The sequence below is a fragment of the Desulfotomaculum sp. 1211_IL3151 genome, from assembly GCF_036763075.1.
Lineage (GTDB): Bacteria > Bacillota > Desulfotomaculia > Desulfotomaculales > Desulfotomaculaceae > Desulfotomaculum.
Window position 1 is genome coordinate 41,951 of the sequence record NZ_JBAIYV010000019.1, and the last position, 18,086, is coordinate 60,036.

Consider the following 18,086-nt stretch of genomic DNA (forward strand, 5'->3'; position numbering starts at 1 on the left):
CATGATGATGACAGAAAAAGAAATAGAACGGTTTCTGGGTGAGCTGGACAGTGCACAAGCCAAGGAGGAAGCGGCTATAAAAAAGGTCCGCTTTCCTCCCTTGGATTCTTTGCGGCAGGAAAGAAGTATAAAAACCAGTCTAAGTCACATTGATGATGTTAAGGTAACCATCAGCGCGGAATTGGGGGAGAGGTTGCTCAAGTTCCGTGAGGTTTTAAGTCTGGATGTGGGGTCCGTACTGGACTTGGAGAAATCTGCCGGGGATGCCATCAGTGTTTATGTCAATGATAAGAAAACAGCCCAGGGGGAAATCATCATTGTCAACGATAAGTTTGCTGTGAGAATTAACTCTATTATTCCCCCTAAAAAACCCAGACGAGAGAGTGAATAATGGACAACGAAACCCTTTGGCTATTTATCAAGGTAATAACCCTGCTGCCCTTAATCCTAGTCATGGCCTACCTAACCATCAAGTATGGCTTGTCCCGTGCCGGAGGGGCAGCGATGGGCAGCAAATATATGCGCCGGGTCGATCATTTACCCCTGGGACCTAAGGCTGGTCTGACCCTAGTGGAGATAGGGGGTAGGTATTATCTGGTGGCCTGCCAGGAAAATCATGTTACCCTATTAAAAGAATTTGACGCTTTGCCGGAGCAAATTAACACCTCGGGTATAGGTACTGATTCAGCGGTTCATTTTAAAGAAGTTTTGTCCCAGCAGTTTAAACAAACACAACAATACCTAGCGGGTAGGCGGCAAGGAAAAGGCGGGAGTGGGTGTCAGGGAAGTGATCAACAGGATAAAAAATAGTACATACATCTTCGTTATAATGACCGTTTTGTTCTTGTTCCTGCAGCCCCAGGGGGTAGCCGCTGAGCCCCTGATCCCGATACCCAACATCAATTTAAATGTAGAAACGGCCACGGAACCCCAACAGGTGGTGGACAGTGTCAAACTACTCATCTTTTTAACCCTGCTGTCCATGGTACCGGCCTTTTTGATGATGTTAACCTCCTTTACACGGATAATTGTGGTGCTTTCCTTTTTACGTACTGCCCTAGGTACCCAGCAAACACCGCCCAATCAAGTGTTAATTGGTTTGGCTCTGTTTTTAACCATTTTCATTATGCAACCGGTATATCAAGATATCAATAAAGATGCCATTCAACCCTATTTAGCCAACCAATTAACCTACGAACAAGCCACAGATCAGGCAGCTAAACCACTGAGGGATTTCATGGTACGGCAAACCAGAGAAAAGGATTTGGGGTTATTTTTAAACATTGCCAAAATGGACAAGCCCCAAAACGTAGATCAGGTACCCATGTCTGTGCTGGTACCTTCCTTTGTTATCAGTGAGTTAAAAACGGCCTTTCAAATTGGCTTTGTTTTGTTTGTGCCCTTTCTGGTCATTGACATGGTGGTGGCCAGTACCCTGATGTCCATGGGTATGTTTATGCTGCCGCCGGTGATGGTTGCGCTGCCCTTTAAATTATTGCTCTTTGTGATGGTGGATGGCTGGTATTTGGTGATAAAATCTTTGGTAGAGACTTTTCGCTAGGAGGGCTGAGCCATGACACAAACCTATGTATTACACTTAGCCCGGGAAGCTTTGATGATGGTGGTGATTCTGTCTATCCCAACCCTAGGGGTAGCCATGCTGGTTGGTTTAATCATTGGCATTTTTCAGGCCACCACCCAAATCCAGGAGCAAACCCTCTCCTTTGTGCCGAAAATGGTGGCTGTTTTTGTGACCCTAATCGTGGCCTCCGGCTGGTTATTAAATATCGCCATCCGCTTTACCACCCGCTTATATGAACAAATACCAAACCTAATCCGCTAGGGGTGCAGGACGTGCTGAATCTGGATTTAATAACGACATTTTTTTTGGTTTTTGTCCGCATGGTTTCCTTTATCTTTGCTTGTCCCCTGTATGCCATACCAGGTGTGCCACCCTTAGTCAAGGCGGGCTTAGGATTTGTATTGGCCATCTTGGTAACTCCTCTGGTGGAACCGGCAGCCACGAGTTTTCCCGGTGGACTGTGGGGCTTTGGCTTGGCTGTGGTCAGTGAGGTGGGAGTGGGTCTGGCCCTGGGATTGGTCTGTACCTTCTTTTTCAACGTGATTCGCATAGCGGGACAATTACTGGATTTTCAAATCGGTTTTGCTATGTCTGCTGTGATGGACCCTTTGAGCGGCAGCATGAATACCTTGATTTCACGGTTTCTTTTCTTTATGACCCTGTTATTATATCTGAATGTCGATGGTCACCATACCCTGATCCGCGCTCTGGCGAAAAGTTATGAATTGGTGCCCCTTACGGCGGCCGGGATTAATGGTGAAATAACACTGCTAATTATACGTATTTTTACCGATACCTTTGCTTTGGCGGTACAAATTTGTGCCCCGGTTGTGGCTGTGTTGGTTATTACCGACCTGTCCATGGGACTAATCGGCAAAACGGCACCTCAGTTGAATATTTTTCAGCTGGGCTTTCCTTTGAAAATCGTGGTGGGGGTTTCCACTTTGGCCATGCTTTTGCCGGCCTTAACCTCCGTCTTTAAATACTTGTTTGATACCCTGCATAGAGATTTATTACTTTTGTTGAAGGGGTTGGCCTGATGCCAGAAGGTTCCCAGGAAAAAACTGAGCAGGCGACGCCCCGTAGGCTGCAGGAAGCCAGGCGTAAGGGTCAGGTTGCTAAGAGTGCGGACCTCAATGGGTCATTGCTGCTGTTAATAACCGGTCTCTTTGCTCTCCTGTATAAGGATAATATCATTACCCACATGCACGCCTATTTTTATAGTTATTTTAATAACTTTGTAAAAAATCCTGGGCAGGATAGCCACCTGCCGCAGCTATTAATTGATTTCATGTTAAATGTTTTTGCTGTTTTTGTACCTTTTTTTATTCTCATGTTAGTGGTGGCATTGGGTATAAATATCGCCCAGGTTGGTTTTATGCTGGCCCCCGAGGCTATCAAGCCTAAGTTTGAAAAACTTAACCCCCTCAAGGGCTTAAAAAATATGTTCAGTAGTCGCGCCATGTTTGAGCTGGTTAAATCACTATTAAAGATTATCATTGTGGGTTGGGTTGTTTACGCCTCTGTTAGGGGTGAGATGGCCAACCTGCTGGCCATCTACCACTCACCACCGCGGACCATATTGAATCAGGTGCTGACCATAGCTCTAAAGGTAATCCTTTGGGGGGCAGTGGTCTATCTGGGGATTGCTCTGTTGGACTTAATCTACCAGCGCTATGCCTTTAAAAAGCAGATGCGTATGTCTAAGCAAGAGGTCAAAGAGGAATATAAACAGACCGAAGGGGACCCCCAGATTAAGGGCTGGCTGCGCCGCATGCAGCGTCAGTTATTGTCCAACCTGGCCCGCAAGGAAGTGCCCCAGGCTACGGTGGTGGTAACGAACCCCACCCATTATGCGGTGGCCTTAAAGTATGAACAACCCATGGACGCACCCATGGTGGTAGCCAAGGGCATGGATCATCTGGCCCGGCAAATTCGTGAAATTGCCCAAGAGCATCAGGTACCGATTATCGAAGATGTCGAAGTGGCACGCTTTCTTTATGCACATGTGGAGGTGGGCCAGGCCATACCGACGGAAATGTTCCAAGCGGTGGCGGAAATTTTGGCCATGGTTTACCGTATGAAAAATAAAGGGTTATAAAACTCTTAGTATTTTTGGAGGTAAAGTTAGCAGTGGCAGCACAGACGTTGAGGGTTGGAAGAATTAAAGAGTATAGTGACATCATCATTGCCGCTTTAGTTATCGGCATTGTGCTGCTGATTATTATTCCCTTGCCGCCGGGCATGTTGGATTTTTTCCTGATCCTCAGCATGTCCCTTGGTTTAGTGATTATGTTGATTACCATGTTTACCACTGAACCATTGCAGTTTTCTATTTTTCCTTCGCTGTTACTGGTAACCACATTATTTAGACTTTCTCTAAATATCTCTTCAACCCGCTTGATTTTGGGGGATGGGGCTGCTGGGAAGGTCATTGATGCCTTTGGCCAATTTGTGGTGGGCGGCAACTATGTCGTTGGTGCAGTGGTTTTTATCATTATTACCATTATTCAGTTTGTGGTGATTACCAACGGTTCCGGCCGGGTGGCTGAGGTTGGTGCCAGGTTTACTCTGGATGCCATGCCAGGTAAACAAATGAGTATTGATGCTGATCTAAACTCAGGTCTCATTACCGAAGATGAGGCCAGGGCCAAAAGGATCAGGCTGCAGAAGGAAGCAGATTTTTTTGGTGCCATGGATGGTGCCAGTAAATTCGTCCGTGGCGATGCCATTGCAGGCATTGTCATACTTTTAATCAACATTTTAGGTGGTTTTGTCATTGGGGTGGTGCAAATGGGCATGCCCATGACCGAAGCCCTCAAGAAATTTACCATTCTTACCATCGGCGATGGTTTGGTGGCCCAAATACCCGCCCTCTTAATTTCCACGGCGGCTGGCATTTTGGTGACCAGGGCTTCCTCCGACGGCTCCTTTGGCAGTGATATTTCCAAACAGTTTTTAAATTTTCCCAAGGTGCTGCTGCTGGCCGGTGGTATATTAGGGGTGATTGGCTTAATTCCAGCCATGCCCAACCTCTTAATCTTATCCATGGCCGGGTTCTTGCTATTATCTGCCAAAGCCCTCATGCAGGAGCGCAAACAAAAGGAACTGGCAGAACAGCAGGCCGAAGTGGCCCAAACCCAAAGACAGCAAAAAAGGGAGCCGGAAAATGTCTTTAGCTATTTTCAGGTAGACCCTTTAGAAATAGAAATTGGCTACAATTTGATATCACTAACAGATGAGGCCCAGGGGGGCGATTTGTTGCAAAGATTAGCAGCGGTGCGCCGCCAGTGTGCCTCAGAAATGGGTATTTTAGTTCGTCCCATCCGTATCCGGGATAATATGCAACTTCCTTACAATGCCTATGTCATAAAAATCCGGGGCGTGGAGGTGGCTAGTGGCGATCTGATGCCAGGTCATCATCTGGCCATGGACCCCCTGGGTCAGGATTTGCAATTCAACGGCACTCCCACCACAGAACCTACCTTTAATTTACCAGCCTGGTGGGTTACCGGTCAGGACCGGGAGTTTGTAGAACTCAATGGCTTTACTGTGGTGGATTGTTCTACCGTGCTGGTAACGCACCTAACCGAGATTATCCGGCAGCATGCCCATGAACTGATGGGTCGGCAGGAAGTAAAGGAACTTGTCGATGTGGTGAAGGAGAAGCAGCCAGCGGTGGTGGAGGAACTATTACCCGATATACTTTCCCTAGGTGAAGTTCAAAAGGTATTGCAGAATCTTTTAAAAGAAAGGGTGCCCATCCGAGATTTAGTAACCATCCTAGAGGCTTTGGCGGATGGAGTGAGAATAAATAAAGATCTGGATTATTTAACCGATGCAGTAAGACAAAGTTTATCCCGTACGATTTGTCAAAGGTATGTCGGAGAGCAGGGTAAACTATCGGTGGTGACCCTTCATCCGAGATTGGAGCAAAATATTCAGGAGGCCATTCAACAGACGCAGTTTGGGTCCTATCCGGTACTTGAACCGCAATTGGTAAGAAAGCTGTTGGATCAATTAAATACCGTAGTGGAAGATGTAACCATGCGGGGGGCCAATCCGGTACTGCTTTGTTCGCCAAGGGTAAGATTACCATTTAGGCGGTTAATTGAAAGGTATTTGCCAAATTTGGCAGTGTTGTCATTAAATGAAATACCGGCAAACATAGAGGTAGAAGCCATTGGGACGGTGAGCATTGATTGAAAATAAAAAAGTATACCGTCAATGAAATGCAAGAGGCCATCCAATTAATAAAACAAGACCTGGGTCCCGAGGCGGTTATTGTGAGCAGCCAAAGGGTTAATGGCAAGGGCTGGCTAGGTTGGTTTAAAAAATCCCTGGAGGTGACGGCAGTGCTGGATGATGCCCCGGTACTGCCAGCCATAACGCCTAAAACGGCAGCTATAGCAGCAGAAAGCCAGCCAGCTAAGAAATCGGAGGAACGAAAGTACATGGAATTTCCTCTGACCAGGAGTCAAAGCAGCAATGATCCGTTTTCTAAACAGATAGCTAAAATAAAAATGGCAGAAACCAGTTTTCAGCCCCTGTTAGATGAAGCCCTCTTGCAAATGGCTGAAGGAGCGATCAATGGCCAGGTTAAGGCCATAGAATCCGTACACAACAGTGACCAAGCCTATCAAAGTTGGTTGCAGAAGTTATTAAATATGGATATTCAGTCGGCTGTGGCTAAAACGGTATTAGATGCTGCATCCCCTAGGCTAAAGGCTAACGAAGTAGACGACATGGTTGAATTAATATTAATGAGTCAGACAGCAGAGATTTTAAAATCGGCTTATAAGGGTGAACAGGATGCCCACTGCCTGACCTTTATTGGTCAACCAGGGGTGGGCAAGACAACAACAATCATGAAAATGGCAACTAAGTTTAGGGTTTTAGAAAAGAAAGACATTGCCCTGATTACGATTTACACTTACCGTTTTGGCAGTACAGACCAACTTAATATTTATGGCCAGTCAATGGATTTGCCTGTAGAAGTGGTTATGACTCCGGCTGAGTTAAGTCGGGCCATCGAAAAACACCAGGACAAGGAACACATTTTTATTGATACGGTGGGCCGCTCCTCCTATAACACAGGGCAAGTCTTGGAACTGAAGGGTTTTCTGGAGGTTCTGCCGCCGGAGCATGATATTTTCCTGGTCTTGAATGCCAGTACCAAAGATCGTGATTTATTTAAGACCATTCAAGATTTCCGCATGGCAAATTTCAATAAATATATTTTTACCAAAACGGATGAAACAGCTACCCTAGGCTCTCTGCTTAATGTGGTAAGCCGTACCGGACTGCCCATTGCCTACTATACAGATGGTCAGAGCATACCGGATGATATTAAAAGGGCTTACCCGAAAATATTAGCCAATCTGTTGTTTAGGAGTGCCGAAAGCTATGAGAATTGTTAACGGTCACTCGAGGGCAAGAGTAATAGCTGTTACCAGCGGTAAAGGCGGTGTTGGTAAATCAAATCTGGTGGTTAACCTGGCCGTAGAACTTACACGAAGGGGCCACCGTGTGGTTATTTTTGATGCAGACCTAGGTATGGCCAACGCGGAGGTTTTACTTGGTATCGCGCCGGAATATACTCTGTATGATTATTTATTTAATGGCAAGACCATAGAGGAAATCCTTACTGCTTCCCCCCAAGGAATCAAGGTGATTTCCGGTGGTTCTGGTTTTGTGGAATTGGCCAATTTGGATACAGAGGCCAGAAAACGTCTGGGACAGGGCCTGGAGGAATTGGATCGCCTATTCGACTTTGTGCTGGTTGATACCGGCGCAGGTATTTCCAAGACGGTGTTAGGTTTTGTGGCGGCAGCCAATGAGGTTATTGTAGTGCTGACACCGGAACCCACATCCCTGACCGATGGTTATGGTCTGATAAAGGTTTTAAGCAAATACAATGTTCATCAGGATATTATGCTGGTTGTTAATAAGGCAACCAATGAAAGGGAGGCCCAGCAAACCTTTCGTTCAATGGAATCCACCACCAATCAATTTTTGCAGGTGAGTTTAATAAATTTGGGTTTTATCATGGAAGATAAAGCGGTCGTAAAGGGAGTAAAAACTCAGAAACCCTATGTTACCCTTTCCCCCTCTGCTCCAGCGTCGAAAAATTTATCCCAGATAGCCAGCCAGTTGCTTTCCGACAGAGAGGAGCAATCCAAGGGAGTACAGAGTTTCTTTGGAAAATTAATGCGTTTGTTTCGTTAGGGAGCTGATAGAGTGGCGGAAGAAAAACTAAGGATTGGTCAAAGGATTTTCATTTTTACGATGGAATCAGATGAGCAATATATTAGCTCAGTGTATGACATGGACAAAAAGGGTATCTATGTACCGATCCCCTTTGCTAATAAGCACCCTCTTGTTTTAGCCCACAGACAGCAGGTACGAGTAAAATACATGGGGGAAGGCAGTGCCTACCTATTTGTTACCGAGACCTTAGGCAGAAGGGTAGAACAGGATAAACTGCCCATGTATATTTTAAGGCACCCAAAAGACTCGGAAATTACCAGAGTGCAGCTAAGGGAGTTTGCCCGGGTACCTGTTATGTTGAATATTGAATATGCTGAGCAGGTGGCGGATGACAAACAGCCAAAATATAAAAGGGTTAGTACCGTGGACATCAGTGGTGGAGGTTTAAAGTTTGCATCAAAAGAACCGATTAATCAAGGCACTAAGTTACAGTTAAGGGTTCCCTTATTTCTAAAGGCAAAGAAGAAATCCGAAGAATTTATACTGTCAGCCAGGGTCATGCGTTGTCAACTAATTGATGAGGGAGCTAAAGTATATCACATCGGTGTTAAGTTTACAGATATTAGACCCCAGCAGCAGGATATGATTATGGCCTTTGTCTTTGAACGAATGATTCAAATAAAACACAGGCAGTAATTGGATGTGGAAAGCATGTCGATTGATTTCTTATGGGATAAATACATAACCTTTCGTGACTTGGAAGACAGGCAGAAATTAATCCTGCATCATTTACCACTGGTTAAACATCTGGCAGGGAGAATAGCCGTAAAACTGCCGTCCTTTATCTCGAAGGAGGATCTGGAGAGCTACGGTGTCATCGGTCTAATGGAGGCCTTGGATAAATATGACCCAGCCATGGGACATAGCTTTGATTCCTATGCTTATCATCGTATCCGGGGAGCCATGCTGGATGAGGTGAGGCGGCAAAATTGGCTGCCCAGAACAGCCTGGCAAAAGCTGCAGTTATTAAAAAGCACCAGTGAGCGTTGGGAAAGGGAGAAGGGCGAGGCCATTAGCCATGAGCAATTAGCCAAGGAAATGGGTCTGTCCATAGAAGAAGTCCATCAACTAATGGTAAATGCCAGTAAAATGTATTTGCAGTCCTTGGATGAAGAGGTCTACGGTTACGATGGCAGCCTAATCAATAGAATTGAACTTCTGGAGGATAGCAACAGCCTTGACCCCTTAAGCATAATTGAAGAACAAGACATGAAAAGATTGTTGGCAGAAGCGGTGGCGACTTTGGCTGAAAGGGAAAAATTAATTCTTTCTCTTTACTACAGTGAAGGATTAACCCTTAAGGAAATAGGACAGGTATTAGAAGTTTCTGAATCCAGGGTTTGCCAGCTTCATGCACAGGTGATAAAAAAATTACGAAAAAACCTGGAGAACTCCCTTAAATAGTTCGTTGGAGGTTAACAAATGCTGCGCGGATTATATATAACCATGAATAGTCTGAATGTACAACAGGCTAAGTTAAATAACGTTTCCAACAACCTGGCCAACCAATCCACAACCGGCTACAAAAGAAACGCCATGGTGGATAGCCAATTTTCTGAAGCCCTGCAATTGGCCTTGGAGAATAAGGGCCCAGGGGCCAGGCGCCAGGCCATTGGGGAAGGTAACCTGGGTAACCTGATTGCTCAGGTTCATATTGACTATAGACCCGGTCCCTTGACCGAAACCGGTAATGCCACAGATTTGGCCTTAGAAGGAAAAGGCTTTTTCGTGGTGGAAAATGAAGCAGGGGAACAATTATATACCAGGGATGGTTCCTTTGAAATAAATGCAGAAGGGACCCTAGTCAACAATGAAGGCTATCCGGTATTAGGTGAAGGCGGCCCCATTACCTTGGAAGATACAGAAAATTTGACGATAAAAGGGGACGGCACCATCCTGGTGGGGTGGGGTGAAGAAACGGAAGAAATTGATCGGCTGCAAATCGTGGAGTTTGCCGACCCCAGTTTATTAAGGAAAGCCGATGGTAATTACTTTGAGGACCCAGAAGGAACCGCCGAATCGGCTATGGTCACCAAGGTTAACCAGGGTTGGTTGGAAAAATCCAATGTAGACCCAATCCAAGAAATGATCAACATCATTCCAGTATCCCGGATTTATGAATCCAGTCAAAAGCTCGTGCAAATTAGTGATGAATTGCTGGATAAAGCCATTAACCAAGTGGGTCGTGTTAAATAAAATGTAAGAATTTCGATAGATACTTTTAATAAGTAGGTGGTTTAATTGATAATAAAAACATTGGCCAGCGGGGCATCGGGAATGAGGGCCCACCAACTGAGATTAGATACCATTGGTAATAATATTGCCAACATCAACACCACTTCCTATAAAAAAAGCACGCCTAATTTTGGCGAGATAGTTCGCCAAGCCCTAGGCGAAGAGGGCGTTGCTGTGGTCACAGAGCCTAGACCAGAGAGTGGCGCCGGGGTTAGGCTCATTTCTATGGCCAGGGTGATCGATCAAGGGGATCTGATAAATACCGGCCTGGATTTGGATTTGGCCATAGCAGGCCAAGGTTTCTTTAAAGTGACCTCTCCCTTTGAAGATGATGAGCAAGAGTATTATACCAGGGATGGGTCCCTGTCTATTGTGAATATAGATGGTGAAACCGTGCTGGTCAACCCCAGTGGTTACAAATTGGTTTGGGACGGTGAACTGGACCCCGAAACTTATCAATCCTATACAGTTGATGAAAAGGGAACGGTTTGGGGCAAGAGATTTTCGGATGGCCAACGGGAAGATGTAGGGAATATTGAGTTGTTTACCTTTCCGGCACCCTCAAATTTAGCCAGTAAGGGCAGCAACCTCTACCTGGCAACCGAGGCCAGTGGAGAAGAAACCTCTGGGGTGCCAGGTGAAGATAGCTTTGGTGCCATTCGTTCTGGTTATCTGGAGCGGTCAAACGTGGATTTAGCCTCGGAAATGATTGGTATGATTGAAGCCCAAAGGGCTTACGCCGCTAACTCACGGACCGTCCAAACCGCGGATGAGATGTGGGATAGGGCAAATAACCTTAGAAAGTAATGCATAAACCTAAGGGGGGTATACATGGAGCTGTCAAAGGGAAACGCTGAAATACAAGTGGGTATAGCCGATTATAAGGTCACAGCTTCACCCTATCGCCTGATAACCCTGGGGTTGGGTTCCTGTGTTGGGGTAGCACTTTATGATTCCATTGCCAAAGTCGGGGGGCTCTTGCACATTATGCTGCCTGACAGTAAACAATTTAATAATGTATCAAAACCGGCTAAGTTTGCGGATACGGGGATTCCCTTAATGATTAGTGAGATCAAGAGAAAGGGTGGCAATGCCAGTCGGTTAACCGCTAAATTGGTCGGCGGGGCCCAAATGTTTTCTGGTCTGGACGAAAAATTTGTCCTAAATATTGGTCAGCGCAACGCGGTGATGACGAAAAATATCCTGTCCCAGTTGGGTATCAGGGTTTTGGCGGAAGAATTGGGCGGCAATCGTGGTAGAACCATGATCTTTGATACAACCACCGGCCAGGTAACCATAAGAACCATTGGTACGCCATTAAAGGTGATATAAAATGACGGATTTTGATCGCTTTAAGGAGCGAATTTTTCAGACCTTTGGTCTTGATTTGAACAGTTATAAGGAAAATCAATTAAAAAGACGCTTGGATAATTTACTTAGTCGTAAGCAATATTCCGATTACCAGGCCTTTTTACAGCATTTAACAGGGAATAAAAATGCCTGGCATGAGTTTTTAGATTACCTGACCATCAATGTTTCAGAATTCTTTAGGGACGTTAAAATGTTTCAAACCCTGGAGACCAAGATATTGCCGGACCTGCTGCAAAAGAAAGGTAATCTGAAAATATGGAGTGCCGCTTGCTCCAATGGCTGTGAACCCTATACCATTGCTATAATAATGGAGGAGATAGCGAAAGGTGGCAATCGCTATCAGATTGATGCCACGGATATTGATAATACCATTTTACAGGCAGCAGCAAATGGAAGTTATGGGGCGGACTCGGTTAGAAATGTTTCACCAAATCGGTTAGCCAAGTATTTTACAATAGAGCAAGGGAAATATTTAGTCACCAATGGAATTAAAGCCAGGGTGACCTTTAAGCAGCATAATTTGTTGGCTGATCAATACCCCAGGGGCTACGATTTAATCGCCTGTCGCAACGTCACCATTTATTTTACCAGGGAGGCCCAGGATAAAGTTAATAAGAGTTTTGCCCAATCCCTAAATTCCGGTGGCTATTTGTTTATTGGGGGTAGTGAAACTATTTTTAATTATGCGGAATTGGGTTTTGAGAAGGTTTCCCCTTGTTTTTATCGAAAAAAGTAACTAACCAACGGATGGCTGAAGGGATGGGATGAAATGAGCGAAAACCGGGTACTGTCGGAGAGTCATCTGGATGTATTAAAAGAAATAGGCAATATAGGTCTGGGTAATGCAGCTACCGCTCTGGCCACCATGGTCAATAAACGAATTGATATGGCTGTTCCCCAGAGTAAATTTCTCATGCTGGACGAGATCATGGAATTGGTGGGCGGCCTGGAGGAAGTGGTCTGTTGTGTTAGTCTAAGATTAACCGGAGATGTTCCTGGACAGATTCTTTTTCTTTTTAACCTGGATAGTACCTTTAAACTCGTTGACATGTTGATGGGCATGGAACAGGGCACCACCCAGGAACTGGATGAGATGGGAGAGTCTGTGGTTAAAGAGATAGGTAACGTTTTATCCGGTTCCTTTCTCAGTGCCATTTCTACCTTGACTGGTTTAAGCATGATTCCCACTGTTCCCATGTTTGCGACGGATATGCTAGGTGCTGTGATAAGTACATCAATGATTGCTGGCGGATACGTTGAGGAACAAGTTTTAATGATCGAAACACGGCTCTTTGAAGATCATGAACAAATCAAAGGACATTTTTTCCTGATAACCGAGCAAGGTTCCTTGCATACATTATTTAACTCATTGGGGTTATCAATTTAATTTAGGAGGAGTAAGGAACATGAGTAAACGTATTCTTATTGTTGATGATGCGGCATTTATGCGTATGATGATTAAAAATATTTTGATCAAGAATGGTTATGAGGTAGTAGGAGAGGCTGAGAATGGGGCCATAGCCCTGCAAATGTATAAAGAACTGAAGCCGGATTTAGTGACCATGGATATCACCATGCCAGAGATGGATGGTATCCAGGGTGTTAAGTCCATCCGTGCCCTTGATGCCGCTGCTAATATCATTATGTGCAGTGCCATGGGTCAACAGGCCATGGTTATGGAAGCCATTCAAGCCGGGGCCAAGGATTTTATTGTCAAACCCTTTCAGCAAGACCGTATTTTGCAAGCCATTGAGCGTGTCCTTTCCCGGGCCTAATGGATTCTTTACTTGAATTTTCAGCAAGGGGGTGTAAAGTTTGTCCAAGGAAGTTTTAAGCCAAGGGGAAATTGATTCGCTGCTGGCAGCCATGTTGTCTGGTGAAGTATCCCAGGAGGCCATTGAAAGTAAAGAAGAAAAGAAATATAAGTCCTACGATTTCCGACGGCCAAATAAATTTACCAAGGAACAGCTGCGCACCCTTCAGGTGTTACATGAGGGTTATGCTCGGCTGCTTTCTAACTTTTTATCTGGCTATTTAAGGACACCCATTACCATAGAAATTGCTTCCATTGGTCAATTTACCTATGAAGAATTTATTAATTCTGTGCCTAGTCCTACGGTGATGACAATTTTTAGCTTGGCACCCCTGAAAGGGTCTGCCTTGTTGGAGACAAATCTACAGTTCTTATTCCCCATTATTGACCTTCAATTTGGTGGTCCCGGGGAAATGCCCGGAAAAGTTAGGGAGCTAACAGATATTGAGCTGTCAGTTTCCAATAAGATCATCAAACAGCTGTTAGATCATCTTACAATCAGTTGGAAAGATACCATGTCAGTGACACCAAGAATAGAGTCTATTGATGCCAACCCTCATCTCCATCAGCTGATGTCCCCCAATGACATTGTTGTGGTGATTACCTTTTCCACCGGAGTTGGGAGTGAAGTAAGGGGCTTAATCAATGTATGCCTGCCCTATAGTTTGTTGGATCCCATATTGTCTAAGTTTTCCATGGCCAGCCAGTTTACCAGGCCAACGGAACAGGAGCAATCGGAACTTATGGCACTGGAATATTGGCTGGGTGAATCCGATGTGGCTATTCGCGTTATTATGGGAAATGCAGATCTTTCGGTTAAGGATTTTTTACAGCTACAAGTAGGGGATGTGTTGCCCCTTGACAGGGGCTTTACCCAGGACTTGGATATGCAAATTGATGACGAATTAAAGTATAAGGTGCAAGTGGGTACGGTCGGCCAGAGTCTGGCGGTTCAGGTGACTTCACTGGCCGAGGAGGCGTGGGAAAATGTCTAAGCTATTGACCCAAGAGGAAATTGATGCCTTAATGAATGGGCAAATGTCTGGTAATGATGAACCGGATTCCTTGGCGGCAGATACTGAAAATGCTGTTATGGGTACGGAAACACAACAAGGGGTAACAGAGGGTTCCGGCCTATTGGATCAAGCAGCCATTGATGCTATGCTGCAAGGACAAATGCCGGATAATCAAGGTCCGGCTTTAACGGAAGAGAAACTGGATTACGGTAAATTAATGACAGAGGAAGAAATGGATGCCTTGGGAGAGATCGGCAACATCTCCATGGGTTCGGCTTCCACAACCCTGTCTGAGATACTCAGTCAAAAGGTAAATATCACCAGTCCAAGGGTTAAGATTTTATCCAAGGAGGAATTATTTGGTTCCTTTGAAGTCCCTTATTTAGTCATTAAGGTTGACTTTAACGAAGGGTTGAATGGTTATAACGTACTGGTGATAAAGATGAACGATGCCGCTACCATGGCCAGTCTGATGATGGGGGGGGACGGTACCCCCATGTCTGAAGAAATCTCGGAAATGGAAATTAGTGCAGCATCTGAGGCTATGAATATGATGATTGGCACCGCCGCAACATCCCTGTCCCAAATGTTTCAGCGGACCATTAATATATCCCCACCGCAAACCAATTTACTTATGACAAAGGGTGATCCTCTGGCCCAACCACCAGAGGATATCGAGAATGTTATTGTGGTGGTCTCCTTTGATATGAAAATTGGCGATCTGGTGGACACAGAAATTATGCAGATCATGTCAGTGGAGACTGCCAAAGAGGAAGCAGAGTTGCTATTAAGGGATATCATGGGCATGGCCATGGAAGAACCGCAGCCCCCAACCCAGACCCGACCTGCAGCAGATCGGACGGGTGACAACATACCCTCAGAGTTAGATCCATTGGCAGATATGTTTAAGGAGGAACCTTTATCCCCTCCGACTTCCGAACCAATTGTCCCAACTTTTCCAACCCAGACACAACCCAGCCTTTCCTTAGGCTCCCTAGAGCAAAGGAATCTGGATTTAATCCTGGACATTCCGCTCAAGGTCAGTGTTATCCTGGGCAGAACCAAAAGGCCCATTAAGGATGTTTTAAAAATAGCACCTGGCTCAGTGGTAGAATTGGATTCCCTGGCCGATGAACCGGTAGATATCCTTGTTAACGGCACCCTAGTGGCCACCGGAGAAGTAGTGGTAGTCAACGAAAACTTCGGCGTCCGCATCACCAACATCATCAGCCAAATGGAGAGGATTAAACGCCTGGGGCGGTATAATTAGAGAGCACAAGCACGAGGGGACGGTTCTTTTGTGTTGTTCCATAGAACAACACAAAAGAACCGTCCCCTCGTGCTCTTGTGTCGGCATGAGAAAGGTTAGAGGCTGATGGCTAATAAATAAATCCCAATGCATACTCCCCATCATCCAGGGCCTTAAGGGCCGCGGGTACATCCTCCATACTAACAATCTCCTGTTGCTCCTCCTGAGTTAAGCCTAGCAGGACCCCCAATATATTCTCCTGGATAAAGGTTATGGTTTGGTCAGGGGAACCGGCTGTGCTTGAGTCCATAAAAGCACTGTTATCCTTCATGGTATTAATAAAAGAACAATCTCCACCCGGGTAAATGGTAAAAACGATTTTTTGGCCTCGGCCTTGTTGGCTTAGGGTAGCCATCCGGTTGAATAAAATATCAAGGTTAGCAAACCCGTGAGATAGAATATAATCTTCCTGAACGAAGTTCCTAGTTAGACGATCCAACAGGGAAAGGGGATGCAAAGCAGCTTTTTTTACTAATAATACCTTCGGCATCTAAATTACCTCCCTTAAAATAATAGCCCTCAGCTTTTTGGCCACGGCTCATGCCCATTACGATTATTTACTATCAATACGGGTCCAGCGGTTACTGTCCCGCTGGCGGTATTTTTCCATCATATTGTCAAAGGCCTTGTCCAAATCAATATTTAGAGAGTTGGCAAAGCACCCTACAATAAATAGGATATCGGCCAATTCAAGTTCCAGGTTGTTTTCCGGTTCCCCTTCTTTTTTTGGTTTTTGACCATAGAGATGGTTAACCTCCCGGGCCAGTTCACCTACTTCTTCGGTCAAACGGGCCAGCATGGATAGTGGATGCCAGTAGCCCTCTTCAAATTGACCAATCCAAGCATCCACATCCCTTTGCATGTCTTTCAGACTCACATAATCACTCCCGCATTAGAAAAAATTCACAGGTATATTATACCACCCGCTGCCTCTTATTGTTACCCCTGGTGTATTTTTCATGTGTTGGTGGAATAAAGTAGAACGTCTCACCGTATTAATACATAGAAGATAAAAGCTGGGGGGATTGTCTGTGCTTACACCAAGATGGATTTTATTAAATAGGCGTAAACTGGTTCCCATAGCAGCGGTGGCTGTTGTCATTGTCCTGGGAGTTTTTTTGATTGGTACTATTTTTTCAGGCCCTAGCCAGTTAGATAACAAAAAAACCTTTGAAACTGCACTATACAATACCTTTGCCAGTAAAAGCTTTCGCTTTGATGTAGAATCCAAGCTGTTGGGGGACAATGGTTTTTACAGTAAGGTAGAAGGTGAAAGAGTGATGCCGGATAAAGTACATATCAAGGGAACTGTTCTAAAAACCCCGGTGGAGTTTACCCAAGTCAGTGATAACACCTACATGAAGGATCCCTTTTCTGGCAAATGGCTTACCTTAAAGGATATCAAACTATCACAATCCGAACTTTTTATCACGGAACTGAACCCATTGGCTAATTTTAATTTCAAAGACATTCCAGAAATCAAGTTGTTAGGTGAAGAGGACTTGAATGGAGAAGCGTGTTACGTCTATGAATTAAAACCCAATGTTGAAAATGTGTATTTGGAAGAGCAGTTTTCAGATTTTTACTATAAAGTTTGGGTTGATAAAAAGAATGTAAACATTCGTCAAGCCTTTATTAACGCCAATCGACCTGAAAATGACGGTAACGGCTTGGATATTAAAATAAAGATTTGGGACTATAACAGAGACCTACAAATAGCTGCGCCGACGAATTAGATAATAGCCATCAGCCATTCAAACCATTCTAAGATAAAAAAATGTCGTATCATTTGAGACGGCATTTTTTATGTGTTAATCGGAAAATCTATAACTATAATCTACATGGGCTATTGACGAAAAATGACTATTTTTGTTATGCTCATTTGGTAGGCAATGACTGGTAAGGAGTGAAAAAAATGCATCCCCACGTGGAAAAGATATTATTAGATGAGAAGCAGATTAAAGAACGGATTCAACAGTTAGGACAACAAATTTCCCAGGATTATCAGGGGAAAAGTATTTTAATGGTAGGGATTCTAAAGGGTGCCACAATTTTCCTAGCTGATTTGGTGCGAAATATTGAGGTGCCGATCTTTATTGATTTTATGGCTGTATCCAGTTACGGAGCAGGCACCGTCTCATCCGGGGTAGTGCGGATATTAAAGGATCTGGATAAAAGCATAGAAGGCAAACATGTAATTATTGTGGAAGACATTGTAGATACCGGGCTTACCCTGCAGTACATGCTTGAAAATCTAAAATCACGGGGACCTGCCAGTGTGAAAATCTGCACCTTGTTGGACAAACCCGACCGGCGTAAAGTTGAGGTTCCCATTGACTATAACGGTTTCCAAATTCCCGATGAATTTGTTGTGGGCTGTGGCTTAGATTATAACGAGCTTTACCGCAACTTACCCTACATTGCCGTATTAAAGCCGGAGATTTACCAAGGCTAAGTTGCTTACCTTTTGTCTTATCCCAATAATTTTGC

The 18,086-nt window shown here is 44.8% G+C and carries 23 protein-coding genes; 21 read left to right on the forward strand and 2 right to left on the reverse strand.

Going from position 1 to position 18,086, the window contains the following annotated elements; genetic code table 11:
* The first annotated feature begins 4 nt into the window (after window positions 1-4).
* Genes V6C11_RS02995 through fliY form a run of 19 tightly spaced genes read left to right on the forward strand, consistent with a single transcriptional unit; the run spans window position 5 to window position 15,557 of the window.
* Window positions 5-391 carry a FliM/FliN family flagellar motor switch protein gene (locus tag V6C11_RS02995; RefSeq protein ID WP_333529595.1) on the forward strand — a complete coding sequence of 129 codons (387 nt, stop codon included), beginning with the start codon at window positions 5-7 and terminating at the stop codon, window positions 389-391.
* Entirely contained in the window at window positions 391-810 is a 420-nt protein-coding gene (fliO, locus tag V6C11_RS03000) for a flagellar biosynthetic protein FliO (protein ID WP_333529596.1), read from the forward strand. Before V6C11_RS02995 ends, fliO begins: the two co-directional genes overlap by 1 nt.
* The gene (gene fliP, locus V6C11_RS03005) at window positions 791-1,561 is read left to right on the forward strand and encodes a flagellar type III secretion system pore protein FliP (RefSeq protein WP_442886020.1); all 771 of its coding nucleotides are present in this window, start codon (window positions 791-793) and stop codon (window positions 1,559-1,561) included. The genes fliO and fliP overlap by 20 nt, the downstream gene beginning before the upstream one ends.
* 12 nt (window positions 1,562-1,573) lie before the next feature.
* Window positions 1,574-1,843 (forward strand): flagellar biosynthesis protein FliQ, encoded by a 270-nt coding sequence (gene fliQ / locus V6C11_RS03010; protein ID WP_333529597.1) that lies wholly within the window; start codon window positions 1,574-1,576, stop codon window positions 1,841-1,843.
* An 11-nt stretch (window positions 1,844-1,854) separates the two neighbouring features.
* On the forward strand, window positions 1,855-2,622 hold the full coding sequence (gene fliR, locus V6C11_RS03015) for a flagellar biosynthetic protein FliR (RefSeq protein ID WP_333529598.1): 768 nt from the start codon (window positions 1,855-1,857) through the stop codon (window positions 2,620-2,622).
* Window positions 2,622-3,683 (forward strand): flagellar biosynthesis protein FlhB, encoded by a 1,062-nt coding sequence (gene flhB / locus V6C11_RS03020; protein ID WP_333529599.1) that lies wholly within the window; start codon window positions 2,622-2,624, stop codon window positions 3,681-3,683. The genes fliR and flhB overlap by 1 nt, the downstream gene beginning before the upstream one ends.
* Window positions 3,684-3,715: 32 nt before the next feature.
* Window positions 3,716-5,788: a flagellar biosynthesis protein FlhA gene (gene flhA / locus V6C11_RS03025; protein ID WP_333529600.1), complete on the forward strand. Its 2,073-nt coding sequence runs from the start codon at window positions 3,716-3,718 to the stop codon at window positions 5,786-5,788.
* Complete coding sequence (gene flhF / locus V6C11_RS03030) at window positions 5,785-7,002, forward strand: flagellar biosynthesis protein FlhF (RefSeq protein ID WP_333529601.1); 1,218 nt, start codon at window positions 5,785-5,787, stop codon at window positions 7,000-7,002. The genes flhA and flhF overlap by 4 nt, the downstream gene beginning before the upstream one ends.
* Entirely contained in the window at window positions 6,989-7,810 is an 822-nt protein-coding gene (locus tag V6C11_RS03035) for a MinD/ParA family protein (protein WP_333529602.1), read from the forward strand. Before flhF ends, V6C11_RS03035 begins: the two co-directional genes overlap by 14 nt.
* A 12-nt stretch (window positions 7,811-7,822) precedes the next feature.
* A complete protein-coding gene (locus V6C11_RS03040; RefSeq protein ID WP_333529603.1) occupies window positions 7,823-8,488 on the forward strand; it encodes a flagellar brake protein in 666 nt (221 codons plus the stop codon).
* 15 nt (window positions 8,489-8,503) lie between these two features.
* The gene (locus V6C11_RS03045) at window positions 8,504-9,256 is read left to right on the forward strand and encodes a sigma-70 family RNA polymerase sigma factor (protein WP_333529604.1); all 753 of its coding nucleotides are present in this window, start codon (window positions 8,504-8,506) and stop codon (window positions 9,254-9,256) included.
* An 18-nt stretch (window positions 9,257-9,274) separates the two neighbouring features.
* Window positions 9,275-10,048 (forward strand): flagellar basal-body rod protein FlgF, encoded by a 774-nt coding sequence (flgF, locus tag V6C11_RS03050; protein ID WP_333529605.1) that lies wholly within the window; start codon window positions 9,275-9,277, stop codon window positions 10,046-10,048.
* Window positions 10,049-10,093: 45 nt separating this feature from the next.
* Window positions 10,094-10,894: a flagellar hook-basal body protein gene (locus V6C11_RS03055; protein ID WP_333529606.1), complete on the forward strand. Its 801-nt coding sequence runs from the start codon at window positions 10,094-10,096 to the stop codon at window positions 10,892-10,894.
* Window positions 10,895-10,918: 24 nt separating this feature from the next.
* The gene (locus V6C11_RS03060; RefSeq protein ID WP_333529607.1) at window positions 10,919-11,419 is read left to right on the forward strand and encodes a chemotaxis protein CheD; all 501 of its coding nucleotides are present in this window, start codon (window positions 10,919-10,921) and stop codon (window positions 11,417-11,419) included.
* A gap of 1 nt (window position 11,420) precedes the next feature.
* The gene (locus V6C11_RS03065; RefSeq protein ID WP_333529608.1) at window positions 11,421-12,194 is read left to right on the forward strand and encodes a CheR family methyltransferase; all 774 of its coding nucleotides are present in this window, start codon (window positions 11,421-11,423) and stop codon (window positions 12,192-12,194) included.
* A gap of 33 nt (window positions 12,195-12,227) precedes the next feature.
* Window positions 12,228-12,845, forward strand: a complete 618-nt coding sequence (locus V6C11_RS03070; protein WP_333529609.1) for a chemotaxis protein CheC — start codon at window positions 12,228-12,230, stop codon at window positions 12,843-12,845.
* Window positions 12,846-12,864: 19 nt separating this feature from the next.
* On the forward strand, window positions 12,865-13,233 hold the full coding sequence (locus V6C11_RS03075; RefSeq protein WP_333529610.1) for a response regulator: 369 nt from the start codon (window positions 12,865-12,867) through the stop codon (window positions 13,231-13,233).
* A gap of 40 nt (window positions 13,234-13,273) precedes the next feature.
* The gene (gene fliM / locus V6C11_RS03080) at window positions 13,274-14,266 is read left to right on the forward strand and encodes a flagellar motor switch protein FliM (RefSeq protein WP_333529611.1); all 993 of its coding nucleotides are present in this window, start codon (window positions 13,274-13,276) and stop codon (window positions 14,264-14,266) included.
* Entirely contained in the window at window positions 14,259-15,557 is a 1,299-nt protein-coding gene (gene fliY / locus V6C11_RS03085; protein WP_333529612.1) for a flagellar motor switch phosphatase FliY, read from the forward strand. Before fliM ends, fliY begins: the two co-directional genes overlap by 8 nt.
* A gap of 109 nt (window positions 15,558-15,666) precedes the next feature.
* Here fliY and V6C11_RS03090 read toward each other — a convergent pair whose 3' ends face one another.
* A complete protein-coding gene (locus V6C11_RS03090) occupies window positions 15,667-16,086 on the reverse strand; it encodes a hypothetical protein (RefSeq protein WP_333529613.1) in 420 nt (139 codons plus the stop codon).
* Between the two features lie 63 nt (window positions 16,087-16,149).
* Window positions 16,150-16,473: a nucleotide pyrophosphohydrolase gene (locus V6C11_RS03095; protein ID WP_333529614.1), complete on the reverse strand. Its 324-nt coding sequence runs from the start codon at window positions 16,471-16,473 to the stop codon at window positions 16,150-16,152.
* Window positions 16,474-16,627: 154 nt separating this feature from the next.
* Here V6C11_RS03095 and V6C11_RS03100 point away from each other — a divergent pair, with 154 nt between their 5' ends.
* Window positions 16,628-17,332, forward strand: a complete 705-nt coding sequence (locus tag V6C11_RS03100; RefSeq protein WP_333529615.1) for a hypothetical protein — start codon at window positions 16,628-16,630, stop codon at window positions 17,330-17,332.
* A gap of 179 nt (window positions 17,333-17,511) precedes the next feature.
* Complete coding sequence (hpt, locus tag V6C11_RS03105; RefSeq protein WP_333529616.1) at window positions 17,512-18,051, forward strand: hypoxanthine phosphoribosyltransferase; 540 nt, start codon at window positions 17,512-17,514, stop codon at window positions 18,049-18,051.
* Window positions 18,052-18,086: the final 35 nt, after the last annotated feature.